Consider the following 11739-nt stretch of genomic DNA (forward strand, 5'->3'; position numbering starts at 1 on the left):
GCGGGCACGCGCGAGGTGGAGGCGGCCTCGGCCAACCTCACCGAGCTCGCCCAGGCCCTGATCGCGCTCGCCGAGCGCTACCGGCTCTGAGGCCCGCGGCGAGCGGGCTCCCGCCGGGCAATCTGCCCGCGCGCGCCCGCTTCCGCTCGGGCGCGTCGCGCGAAGCGCCCGCGGTCAGGCCCCGCGGTGACCGCTGCGGCACGACGGCCTTCGTCCCAAGATCCTGATCCCGGATTCGCGGCCAGCGTTTTCGCCCGCGTCATCCAAGTGAAGGATGCCGGCAGCGGTCAGTCGTGCCACCTACGGTCTGCTGCAATGGCCCTGGCGCGCGTCGAAATCGGCAACCTCGAATTCTTTACGGTCGACGCTTGACACGTATAAATTGCATGTATCTAACTGTGAGTTGCACGGACGTCCTGCACAAAAACACCTGAAAGCTGCAGATTGCGGTCTGCAAAGATCAAGATCTATGGAGATGTGCAGTGGTTGCAATCACGCGCGGAACGTCCGCATCGGAGACCTTTAATCCTGCGTCGCAAGAAGGATCGAATCCTTTCGGAGAAGACTCGTCTCTGGTCTACGGCAACGGAGGCAACGATCGGTTCTTCGTCCTCGGGACTCAGAACGATCTGAACCGTGTCGACATCGTCGCCGGCAGCGGAAACGACACGACGGAGGCGACCTTAGGTGCCGGCAACTTCCTTGCCGGCGCCGGCAACGACACACTGATCCTGCACAGCGGCGCCTTCCAGTACGACGCGGACGCGGGCACGGATACCCTCGTGCTCGATGGCTCGATCAGCAACTACAGCATCTTCTCTGCGGGTGCTGGGACGACGATCTTCCGCGGCGCCCTCGACAATCCGGACCTGTACGTTCAGAGCGCCGAAGTCGAGACGTTCCGTTTCTCGGACGTCACCGTCAATCAGGGGGACGGCAACCAGCTGGTCGACGACTTGCATTACCTCAGCCAGAACCTCGACGTGGCGGCCGCCGGCCTTGATCCGGAGGCGCATTACGCGGCGTTCGGTTGGAAGGAAGGCCGGGATCCGAACCTGTTCTTCGACACCAAGGGCTACCTCGCAGCCTATGGCGACGTGGCGGCTGCCGGCATCAATCCGCTCGAACACTACCTCCAGTACGGTTGGAAGGAGGGCCGGGATCCGTCGGCACAGTTCGACACCAGCGCCTACCTCGCCGCCAACCCGGACGTCGCGGCGGCCGGCATCAATCCGCTGGGGCATTACCTCACCTACGGCGTGAACGAGGGCCGCGCGTTCTTCAACGACGGCATCATCGACGTCTGAGCCGGCACCCGATCCGGGCTTCCGCCTGACCGTGAACCCGCCCGGCTCCCCTTCCCTCGCCGTGGCGGGTTCCTCGCGCTCGTCCCCTGCCTCTGCGCCGCCTCGCGACGGCGGCTTCGTCCCCGCCGCGAGAGGCGGGCGGTGTTGCGCTCCCGGAGCGACGGCCTAGAAACGGTCAGGGGCGCCGACGAGGGCATTCATGCGTGAGGTTCGTTACTGGCACAGCAAGCCGTTCCGGCAGACCTACGGCCGGGACGCCTCGTGGAAGGGATTCCCGAAACAGGATCCGGACGGCTGCTACCTGACGATGGGCTATCGGATCCGGCTCGACGACGGGCAGCCCGAAACCGGCGAGCCGAGCCCGGTCCCGTCCGCATCGGCGAGGGCGGCGCCGGCCCTGCCCCGGCGGCCGCTCCGGCAACCCGCTCCGGAGACGGCGCCCCCGCTTGACCTCCGCCCGGAGAAGGCGGCCCCGCGGGCCTCCTACAGGAGCTTCGGCCATGGCGGCGGCTTCGACGGGTTCGAAGGCCGCATGGCCACCTCCGGGATGGCGATGTCCGGGCCGGCCGAGACGTCGCCGTCGCGAACGGGCGGGCAGCGCCCGAAGAGCGGCTATCGCTGAGGGCGCTCCCGATCAGTGATCGTGCCCGCAGCCGCAGCCCGGCCCATGGCTGTGGGCGTGCTCGTGCCCGGCATGATCGTGGGCGTGATCGTGGGCGTGCCCGTGATCGTGGTGGTGGCCCTGATCGTGAGCATGCGCGGGTTCGTGCGCGTGGTCGTGGTGGGCATGCTCGTGATGGTGCGCGTGCTCGTGATGGTGATCGTGGCCGCAGGTGCTGTGGTCGTGGGCCGCGCGCTCGGGCCGGAAGGCGCGGGTGACGGCCTCGGCGGCGCAGCCCTGGCCCCGGATCAGCTCCGCGTTGGCGGGGGAGGCCGGCACGTAGAGGATGTCCGCGCCGATCTCGGCCGGCACGTGGCTGCCGCCGAGCTGCCAGGCGAGCCGCAGCAGGCGGGCCGGGTTCTCGGCCCGCACCGCGAGGAGCGCCTCGCCCGCTGCCCGCACCTGGATCAGGCGGCCGTCCTCCAGGCGCAGGGCGTCGCCGTCCTCGAGTGTTCCGGCCTTCGTCAGGGCGAGGCTGAAGGCGAGGCCGCCCTCGGCCGTCAGCGCCCCCTCGCTCCGGCCGCGGCCGGCATGGTCGAGGGTGACGGCGTCGGCGATCTGCTCGGGGCGGACCGCCGCCTTGCGGACGATGGTGGTGGCTCGCAGCATGGAATCCTCGTCTCTCATCAGGGCCGGGACACGCGCGGCCCCCTCACGCCCCCTCATGTCGGCACGGGCCGGCAGGAAGGGAAGATTCTTCGGTGCGATCCAGGCCTTCGCAGGAACCTTGACCGTGTGGCGTGCATTCACCGCTCATAATGGCTAAGCTCGGCCCGCACCACGGCGAAATGCTGGACCAATAGACGGCACAAGGGAGACCCCGTTCATGAAGAAGATCGTTGCGGCCGCACTGGCCGGCACGCTCGCCCTCTCGGTCGGAGCTTGCAACACCCCGCAGGACCGCGCCCTCGGCGGCGCCGGCCTCGGCGCGCTCGCGGGCGCTGCAATCGGCGGCGCCGCGACGGGCCGCGCGGGCGGCGCGCTCGCCGGTGCGGCGATCGGCGGCGCGAGCGGCGCGATCGTGGGTGCGGCCACTGCCCCGCAATGCCCCTACGGCACCTACCGCGACGCCTACGGCAACGTGTACTGCCGCTGATCGCACCGCATCGAATCCACGCCGAGGGCCGGAGCCGCGCTCCGGCCCTTTTTCGTGGTCGCGGGAGCGGCTATCCCGGGCGGCATCCGAGCGCCGGCCTTCCGCCGGCGACGCCGAACCCGCACCGCGCCCTCCGATGACCCTTCCCCTCCGCGACGATCCAGCCCCCTCCCCTCCGCGGCGGTCCCGCCGATGACCTCGGGCATCTGGGGCAAGCTCGGCGGCGTCGGGCTCGGCATGGCGATCGGCGGCCCGCTCGGCGCGCTGGTCGGCGGCGTCGCCGGCCACTTCCTCGTCGACCGGGAGGGCGCGCTGTTCGGCACGACGCCGCGCGACGTCGTCTTCACCACGGGCCTCGTGGCGCTCGCTGCCAAGATGGCGAAGTCCGACGGCGTGGTGACGCCCTCCGAGGTCGAGGCCTTCGGCAAGGTCGTGCAGGTCGCTCCCGAGGCGCGGGCGGGCGTCGAGCGCCTGTTCGACCTCGCCAAGGCGACGACGAGCGGCTTCGAAGCCTATGCCCGGCAGATGGCCTCCGCCTTCCGCGAGGAGCCGGCGCTGCTCGAGGACGTGCTCGACGGGCTGTTCCACATCGCCAAGGCGGACGGCGCCCTGCACGAGGCGGAGGAGCGATACCTGCGCGCCGTGGCCGAGATCTTCGGCCTCGGCTCGGACGAGTTCCGGCGCATCGCGGCCCGGCACGTGGCGCTCGCGGGGGATGCCTACCTCGTCCTCGGGCTCGACGAGGCCGTGGACGATGCCGCCCTCAAGGCGCGCCACCGCCAGCTCGTGGCCGAGTACCACCCGGACCGGGCCATCGCCCGCGGCCTGCCGCCCGAGGCGGTCGCGATCGCCAACCGCCGGCTCGCCGCCATCAACGCCGCCTACGACCGGATCGCGGCCGAGCGGGGCCTGCGGTGAAGCCGTCTCCCGAGAGCCCGGTCGCGACGGGGGTCGTGCCCTCACCGAACCACGGCGAGCGGCAGGGAGCCCCGCCCGACCTGCTGATCCTGCACTATACCGGCATGGAGACGGCGAGCGCCGCGCTGCAGCGCCTCGCCAACCCCGTGGCCGAGGTCTCGGCCCATTACTTCGTGTTCGAGGACGGGCGCGCGGTCCAGATGGTGCCGGAGGGCCGCCGCGCCTGGCACGCGGGCGCCGCCGCCTGGAAGGGGGAGCGCGACGTCAATTCGCGCTCCATCGGCATCGAGATCGCCCATCCGGGCCATGTCGGCGGCCTGCCGCCCTATCCGGACGCGCAGATCGAGGCCGTGATCGCGCTGGGGCGCGACATCGCCGCGCGCTGGCGCATCCCGCCCGAGCGCGTCCTCGCCCATTCGGACGTGGCGCCGGAGCGCAAGGAGGATCCGGGCGAGGTGTTCCCCTGGGACCGGCTCGCCCGGGCCGGGCTCGGCCACCACGTGCCGGCGGCCCCGATCCGGGACGGGCGCTTCTTCGCGCGGGGCGATGCCGGCCAGCCGATCGAGGCGCTGCAGGCGATGCTCGGCCTCTACGGCTACGACCTGCCCGTGACGGGCCTGTTCGACGCCCGCACCCAGGCGGTGGTGACCGCCTTCCAGCGCCATTTCCGGCAGGCGCGGGTGGACGGCGTCGCCGACGCCTCGACCATCACGACCCTGCGCGACCTGATCGCGGCGCTGCCGGGATAGGGGCCGGGCTCAGGCCCGGCCGCGGATCTCGGCCTCGCCCCCGACATCCTCCGCCTTCGCCTCGCCGCGGGTGCGCCAGAGGCTGTAGGCGATGCCGGCGAAGAGCAGGACCAGCGTCACGACGAGCGACACCCACGGCGGGATCTCGATCAGCTCGAACGTGTCGGCCACGACGATCTTGGCGCCGATGAAGATCAGGATGAAGGCGAGCGCGGTCTTCAGGTAGGCGAAGCGCTCCACCATCGCGGCGAGGGCGAAGTAGAGGGCGCGAAGGCCGAGGATCGCGAAGATGTTCGAGGTGTAGACCACGAAGGTGTCGGTGGTGATGGCGAAGATCGCCGGCACGCTGTCGACGGCGAAGATCACGTCGGCGCCGTTGACGAGGACGAGGGCGAGGGCGAGCGGGGTCAGCCACAGGACCGGCTTGCCGCTCTGCGGGTGAGGCTGCCGCACCACGAAGCGCTGGCCGTGCAGTTCGGGCGTGATGCGAAGGCGCTTGCGCAGCCAGCGCACGGCGGCGTTGTCCTGCACGTCGCCCTCGTCCTCCTCGTTCGAGAAGAGCATCTTGAGGCCGGCATAGATCAGGAAGGCCGCGAACAGCGAGAGCACCCAGGCCGCCTGATGCACGAGGGCGGCGCCGAGCCCGATCATCAGGCCGCGCAGCAGGATCGCGGCCAGGATGCCCCAGACCAGCACCCGGTGCTGGGCGGCGCGCGGGATGCCGAGGGCCGACAGGATGACCGCGATCACGAAGACGTTGTCCATCGACAGCGACTTCTCGACGACGAGGCCGGCCACGTATTCCTGGCCCGCCTGCGGGCCGAAATACCACCAGACCCAGCCGCCGAAGATCAGGCCCAGGGTGAGATAGAAGGCGGTGAGGCCCAGGCTCTCCTTGACGCCGATCTCGTGGTTCTTGTCGCGATGGAGGAGGCCGAGGTCGAAGGCGAGAAGCCCGAGGATCAGGGCGTGGAAGCCCAGCCACATCCAGACCGGCTTGCCGAGCCACACGATGTACAGGAAATCGACCATCCGCCGGACCCGCGATGCTTCTTGAGGGAGAGCATCGGCTCCGACATCACGGAAGCATCAAGAATGCGTCCCGCCAGAGGGGCCCGCAGCCGATCCCCGCGAGTTGGGGACGGGACGGGGGTGAATCAAGGGCGCCTCGCCCTGCCGACAGCTCGGCCGTTCCGGAGCGGCCCTCGCCCGCGATAGCGGTTGACAGCGCGGCCTCCCGGACCCTTCCCCATCCCATGGACACCCGAGCGGATCAGACACTCGCGATCGTCGGCGGCGGGCCGGCGGGGCTCGCGGCGGCCGAGGTACTGGCGGAGGCCGGGCAGGCCGTCACGGTCTACGACCGGATGCCCTCGGTCGGGCGCAAGCTTCTGATCGCGGGGCGGGGCGGGCTCAACCTCACCCACAGCGAGAATCTGCCCACCTTCCTCGCGCGCTACCATCCGCCCGGCAGCCTCGGGCAGGCGATCGGCGACTTCCCGCCCGATTCCCTCAGGGCGTGGTGCGAGGCGCTCGGCGAGGAGACCTTCGTCGGGTCGAGCGGACGGGTGTTCCCGAGAAGCTTCAAGGCCTCGCCGCTGCTGCGGGCGTGGCTTTCCCGGCTCGCCCGCCTCGGCGTGACGATCCGGACCCGGCACCGGCTGGTGGGCCTGTCGGATGGCGGCCTCGCCTTCGAGGCGCCGGAGGGTCCCCTCGCCCTGCATCCCCGGGCCGCCCTGCTGGCGCTCGGCGGGGCGAGCTGGCCGCGCCTCGGCTCGGACGGGGCCTGGGTGCCGCTCCTCGAAGGGATCGGCGTGCCCGTCTCGGAGCTGCGGCCGGCCAATGCGGGCTTCACGGTGGCGTGGTCCGAGATCTTCCGGGCGCGTTTCGCGGGCGAGCCCCTGAAGCGTGTCGCCCTCCACGCCGAGGGCGAGAGGGTGCGGGGGGAGGCCGTGATCACCGCCGAGGGCATCGAGGGCGGCGCCGTCTACGCCCTGTCGCGGGTCCTGCGGGAGGCGATCCGGACGCGGGGCGAGGCCCGCCTCGTCCTCGACCTGCGGCCGGACCTGATCGAGGCGGCGCTCACCGCCCGCCTCGGGGCGGGGCGACCGGGCCAGTCCATCGCGACGCGCCTGCGCAAGGCGGCGGGTCTCTCCCCCGTCGCGGCCGGGCTTCTGCGGGAGGCGGCCGGCACCGCCCTGCCCGCGGCTGCGCCGGATCTCGCCGCGCTGATCAAGTCCGCCCCCCTGCGGCTCACCGCGATGCGGCCGATCGAGCGGGCCATCTCGACGGCCGGCGGCATCGAGGCCTCGGCCCTCGACGGGCGCTTCATGCTGCGGGCGAGGCCCGGCCTGTTCGTCGCCGGCGAGATGCTCGATTGGGAGGCCCCGACCGGCGGCTACCTCCTGCAGGGCGCCTTCGCGAGCGGGCGGGCCGCGGCGGCCGGGATGCTCGACTGGCTGCGGGAGGCGTGAGCCTCACAGCCTCGCGCAGAAGCCGACCATGCCGGCGGCCTCGGATGGGCAGGTCGCGCCCGCCGTGCCGCCGGCGAGGGGCGTGAAGACCGGGCTGCCGCCCTTCAGGCAATAGGCCGAGACGACGACCTCCCCCTCCTCGCAGGCGAGCTTGCAGCCCTCGGGCGGGCAGGATTCCGCGCGCACGGCCCGGAACGGCGCGGGGGCGGAGGTGCTGGCCGTCGAGGCTGCGGCCCCCGGTTCGCCGCGGGGACCGGCCGGTCCCGGCTGACCGGGCACGCCCTGAGGCCCCGGCTCCCCGCGCAGGCCCGCCTCCCCCTTCGGGCCGGCCTCGCCGCGCGCGCCCGGCTCGCCCTTGGGACCCGTCTCGCCCTTCGCTCCGACCTCACCCTTGGGGCCGGCCTCACCCTTGGGGCCTGATTCTCCCTTGGGGCCTGATTCTCCCTTGGGGCCGGCAGGCCCCTGCAGCCCCGCCATGCCCTGCGGCCCCGTCGGACCCGGCTCGCCCTGCGGGCCGGCAGGCCCTTCGGGGGCGCAGTTCGCCACCACCACCTCGCGCTCGTCCTCCTCCGCCTTGAGGGTCGCCACGCAGGTCGGCGGCCGGTGAGGCAGCCGGAAGACGAAGCGGCCGCGACGGTCGGCCATCACCGAGATGTCCTCGTCCATCACCACCACCGTGCCGCCCTTGCGCACGGAACCGGAGATGCGCAGGTCCCCCGCCTCGATGCGGGCGTCGTAGACCATGATGGGCTGGCTGGGGGCCTGGGGCCGCCGGGCGGCGCGCCCCGGACGGGCAGGCGCGGCAGGCGCGGCCTGGGCGGCCGGCCCCTCCGGCTGCTGGGCGAGGGCTGGCGGCGTGCAGGCGAGCGGAAGCAGGCCCGCCAGGGCCGTAGCGACGCGAGCGAGGCGCATGGACGTTCCCCCGAATGATCCGCGCCCCGTTCGGGCGGGCGGGGGACATTGCAGCCCCCCGCGCGCAGCGGTCAACCCTCTCTCCCGGGCCTCCGGCCGAGCTTCGAGCGGAGCCGAATCCACAACCATCCACACCTCTCCACAGGGCAACATCCTGGCCCGGCGTGGAAAAACGCCGGCCGCCGGAAACCGGTTGAGCTTGTTCCTGTTTTGTTCCTATCGTGGCCGCATGGTCGGAGCCGGGCAGGATGGAGCGGTCGCATGAGGAACCGGACGAAGGGGCGTGCGCCGCAGGCCCAGCGGGGGCCGGGCCGCCCGACAGAGCCGCCCGCCGCGCCGCGGCCCGCGCGGCCCTGCGCGGGGTCGCGGCGGAGGGCTCGGGCAGACGCGTTTCCGATGTCCTACCCCTCGGCCTGGCCTCGGTCGACGCGCATCTCCCCGGCGGCGGCCTCGGCCTCGGCCGCCCCCACGAGATCGCCCCCCTCGTCGAGGGCGACGAGCCCTGCGCCCTCGGCTTCGGCCTCGCCCTTCTCGCCCGCCGCCTCGACCAAGTTGCGGGCGAGGCCCTCCTCGTCGTCGCCCCCGGCCATCCGACGCCCTACGGCCACGGCCTCGCCGGGCTCGGGCTCGACCCGGGCCGCGTCCTCCTCATGGAGGCGGGCAGCGACGCGGAGGTCTACCTCGCCCTGGAGGAGGCGCTGCGGGCGGGCAGCCTCCCGGCGCTCGCCGGGTTCGTCGGGGACGGCCTGTCCCTGAAGCAGGGGCGGCGCCTGCAACTCGCCGCCGAGGCCGCGGGGCCCCTCCTCCTGATCCTGCGCCCGGCCCGCGCCGAGGCGCCGAACGGCGCGGCGACCCGCTGGCGGATCGCCGCGGGCGGGGGAGCCCGAGACCGCTTCGGCTGCCTCGCCGGCCCGCGCTGGCGGGCGCATCTCGACCGCTGCCGCAACGGGCGGCCGGGCACGTGGCTGTTGGAGTGGGATCATGCCGCGCATCGTTTCGGTCTGCCTGACGCATTGGCCGGTCACCCGCCTGCGGCGCGCCTTGCGGGAGGCTGACGACGGGCTGCCGATGGCCGTCGCCGCCCTGGGGTCCGGCGGCCTGCGCCTCACCGCGGTCGATGCCCGCGCCCACGCGCTCGGCCTGCGTCCGGGCGAGCCGCTCGGCCGCGTCCAGGCCCGGATCGGCACGCCGCTGCGGGTCCACCCGGCCGATCCGGAGGCGGACGCCGCAGCCCTCCTCCGGCTCTGCCTCTGGGCACAGCGCTACACGCCCCTCGTCGCACCCTTCGGGGCGGCGGAGGGGGGCGAGGGCCTGTTCCTCGACGTGGCGGGGGCGAGCCACCTCCTCGGCGGCGAAGCGGGGCTGATGGCCGACCTCGCAGGCCGCCTCTCCGCCCACGCGATTCCCGCCTGCATCGCACTGGCCGATACGCCGGGCGCCGCCTTCGCGCTGGCCCGGCACGGGCGGGACGGCACCATCGCGGCGCCGGGAGCGAATGCCGCCTCCCTGCGGGCGCTGCCCGTCGAGGCGCTGCGGCTCGAACCCGAGACCGTCGCAGCCCTGAAGCGCCTCGGCCTGCGCCGGATCGGGGCGCTGGCGGACGCGGCCCGGGCGCCGCTCGCCCGCCGCTTCGGGGAGGCGCTGCTCACCCGGCTCGATCAGGCGCTCGGTTTGCGTGCCGAACCCCTCGCCCCGCTCGGCGAGGCGATCAGCTACGGCGCGGCCCGCGGCTTCCTCGAACCGATCGGTCGGCAGGAGACGATCGTGGCGACCGCGCAGCGGCTGATGGGGGAGATCGCGCCGCGTCTCGAGGCGGACGGGCTCGGGGCCTGCGCCCTGCGCCTCACCCTGCACCGGGTCGACGACGCTCTGCGCGCCCTCGATCTCGGTCTCGCCGAGCCGACCCGCTGCCCGGAGCATGTCGGCCGCCTGCTGCGCCTGCGCCTCGACCGGCTCGGACCCGACCTCGACGCGGGCTTCGGCTTCGAGACCGTGCGCCTCGACGTGACGGGAACGGGCGCGATGCCGGCGCGGCAGGGGGCGCTCGCCCGCCTCGCGGAGCCCGAGACCACCGCGCTCGCCCGCCTCGCCGACGCCCTCGGCCAGCGCCTCGGCCGCCGGGTGATCCGCCTGGAGGTGCGCGAGAGCCACCTCCCGGAGCGGGCGGACGTGCTGGTGCCCTGGGGAGCCGTGAGGGCAGGCGGGACCCCTCTCCCGAACGGGAGAGCTCGAGTCCGCGCCAGCGCACCCGGTGAGGGGTGCGACGTCTCCGGAGAGGCCGCACCCCTCACCCCACCCCTCTCCCGAACGGAAGAGGGGGCGCGGCGCGCCGTCCGGTCCATCCTTCCGCCGCGCTCAAGCGGGCATGGGGATCCCGAGCCCGTCACCCGCGTCGTCCTGCACTGGCCCGGCCCGGAGGAGGGCCTGCGCCCGCGCCCCCTCGTCCTGTTCGAGCGCAGCGAGGCGGCCGAGGAGGTGATCGCGCTGGCGCCGGAAGGACCGCCGGAGCGGTTCCGCTGGCGGCGGCGGCTGCACCGGGTCGCCCATGCGGAGGGGCCGGAGCGGATCGCGCCCGAATGGTGGCGGGGTCTCGGCAAGGGCAGCCCGGACAAGACCCGCGACTACTACGTGGTCGAGTGCGAATCCGGGCGCCGGCTCTGGCTCTACCGGGACGGTGCCCACGCCCCCGGCGAGCCGGCGGGCTGGTTCGTGCACGGGCTGTTCGCGTGAGCGCCTACGCGGAACTCGCCGTCGCCACGAACTTCTCCTTCCTGCGCGGCGCCTCGCACCCGCAGGAATACGTGGAACAGGCGATGGCCTACGGGCTCTCGGCCATCGGCATCGCCGACCGCAACACGGTGTCGGGGCTTGTGCGCGCCCACGCGGCCGCCCGGGTGAAGCCCGCGAACCCGCGGGACCCGGACGAGGAGGAGCGGTGGAAGATCCGCTTCCTGCCGGGCGTGCGCCTCATCAGCGAGGAGGGCTTCGAGGCCGTCACCTACCCGATGGACCGGGCGGCCTATGGCCGGCTCTGCCGGCTGCTCTCAGCCGGCAACCGGCGCGCGCGCAAGGGCGAGTGCCGGTTCGGCTTCGCCGAGATGCTGGAGGCGGCCGAGGGCCAGATCTTCATCGCGATGCCGCCGGGGCGGCGCCTCACGCCGGGCAAGGGCTTCGCCGCCCATCTCGAGGCGCTCGCGGCCGCTGCGCCGGGCCGGACCTATCTCGGCGGCAGCCATGCCCGGCGCGGCGACGAACGGCGCCGCCTCGGGCTCTTGGCCGAGCTCGGCGAGCGTCTCGGCGCGCCGCTCGTCGCGGTCTCGGACGCGCTCTACCACCACCCGGACCGGCGCCCGCTCCAGGACGTGGTGACCTGCATCCGCGAGGGCTGCCGGATCGGCGAGGCCGGCTACCGCCTGGAGGCCAACGCCGAGCGGCACCTGAAGCCGGCCCACGAGATGGCCCGCCTCTTCGCCGACCACCCGCAGGCGCTCGCGCGCACGCTCGAGATCGTGGAAGCCTGCGACTTCTCCCTTAGCCAGCTGACCTACGAGTATCCCGACGAGCCGGTGCCGCCGGGCCGGACGGCGCAGGAATATCTCGAGGAGAAGACCTTCGAGCGCGC

12 protein-coding genes are annotated in these 11739 nt (G+C 73.3%); 9 read left to right on the plus strand and 3 right to left on the minus strand.

The annotated features are described in order from the left end of the window. Window positions 1–482 precede the first annotated feature (482 nt). The gene (locus tag E1J50_RS28200) at window positions 483–1307 is read left to right on the plus strand and encodes a hypothetical protein (protein WP_245516675.1); all 825 of its coding nucleotides are present in this window, start codon (window positions 483–485) and stop codon (window positions 1305–1307) included. Window positions 1308–1506: 199 nt separating this feature from the next. Further along, a complete protein-coding gene (locus E1J50_RS20805) occupies window positions 1507–1929 on the plus strand; it encodes a hypothetical protein (RefSeq protein ID WP_132255707.1) in 423 nt (140 codons plus the stop codon). A 12-nt stretch (window positions 1930–1941) separates the two neighbouring features. On the opposite strand, the gene E1J50_RS20810 is transcribed toward E1J50_RS20805, so the two are convergent. Beyond that, window positions 1942–2577, minus strand: coding sequence for an urease accessory protein UreE (locus E1J50_RS20810; protein WP_132255708.1), 636 nt, complete (start codon window positions 2575–2577; stop codon window positions 1942–1944). Between the two features lie 217 nt (window positions 2578–2794). Between E1J50_RS20810 and E1J50_RS20815 the strand changes: the two genes are divergently transcribed. The 3 genes from E1J50_RS20815 to E1J50_RS20825 all read left to right on the plus strand — a co-directional run bounded on the left by E1J50_RS20815 (window position 2795) and on the right by E1J50_RS20825 (window position 4731). Further along, window positions 2795–3064, plus strand: a complete 270-nt coding sequence (locus tag E1J50_RS20815) for a glycine zipper domain-containing protein (RefSeq protein WP_132255709.1) — start codon at window positions 2795–2797, stop codon at window positions 3062–3064. A gap of 192 nt (window positions 3065–3256) precedes the next feature. Then, complete coding sequence (locus E1J50_RS20820) at window positions 3257–3982, plus strand: TerB family tellurite resistance protein (protein WP_132255710.1); 726 nt, start codon at window positions 3257–3259, stop codon at window positions 3980–3982. Further along, on the plus strand, window positions 3979–4731 hold the full coding sequence (locus tag E1J50_RS20825) for an N-acetylmuramoyl-L-alanine amidase (protein WP_132255711.1): 753 nt from the start codon (window positions 3979–3981) through the stop codon (window positions 4729–4731). The genes E1J50_RS20820 and E1J50_RS20825 overlap by 4 nt, the downstream gene beginning before the upstream one ends. A 9-nt stretch (window positions 4732–4740) precedes the next feature. Here E1J50_RS20825 and E1J50_RS20830 read toward each other — a convergent pair whose 3' ends face one another. Then, complete coding sequence (locus E1J50_RS20830) at window positions 4741–5763, minus strand: TerC family protein (protein ID WP_132255712.1); 1023 nt, start codon at window positions 5761–5763, stop codon at window positions 4741–4743. Window positions 5764–5987: 224 nt separating this feature from the next. Between E1J50_RS20830 and E1J50_RS20835 the strand changes: the two genes are divergently transcribed. Continuing rightward, window positions 5988–7205: a TIGR03862 family flavoprotein gene (locus E1J50_RS20835; protein WP_132255713.1), complete on the plus strand. Its 1218-nt coding sequence runs from the start codon at window positions 5988–5990 to the stop codon at window positions 7203–7205. A gap of 3 nt (window positions 7206–7208) precedes the next feature. On the opposite strand, the gene E1J50_RS20840 is transcribed toward E1J50_RS20835, so the two are convergent. Then, window positions 7209–8117: a collagen-like domain-containing protein gene (locus tag E1J50_RS20840; protein ID WP_132255714.1), complete on the minus strand. Its 909-nt coding sequence runs from the start codon at window positions 8115–8117 to the stop codon at window positions 7209–7211. Between the two features lie 248 nt (window positions 8118–8365). Here E1J50_RS20840 and E1J50_RS20845 point away from each other — a divergent pair, with 248 nt between their 5' ends. The 3 genes from E1J50_RS20845 to E1J50_RS20850 form a co-directional block, all read left to right on the plus strand. After that, window positions 8366–9172, plus strand: coding sequence for an ImuA family protein (locus tag E1J50_RS20845; RefSeq protein WP_245516676.1), 807 nt, complete (start codon window positions 8366–8368; stop codon window positions 9170–9172). Continuing rightward, window positions 9099–10847 (plus strand): Y-family DNA polymerase, encoded by a 1749-nt coding sequence (locus tag E1J50_RS28205; RefSeq protein ID WP_245516677.1) that lies wholly within the window; start codon window positions 9099–9101, stop codon window positions 10845–10847. Before E1J50_RS20845 ends, E1J50_RS28205 begins: the two co-directional genes overlap by 74 nt. Beyond that, window positions 10844–11739, plus strand: an 896-nt coding sequence (locus E1J50_RS20850; RefSeq protein ID WP_245516678.1) for a PHP domain-containing protein, incomplete at its 3' end; no start/stop codon positions are given. The genes E1J50_RS28205 and E1J50_RS20850, both read left to right, overlap by 4 nt.

It is taken from the genome of Methylobacterium segetis, from assembly GCF_004348265.1.
GTDB classification, from domain to species: domain Bacteria; phylum Pseudomonadota; class Alphaproteobacteria; order Rhizobiales; family Beijerinckiaceae; genus Methylobacterium; species Methylobacterium segetis.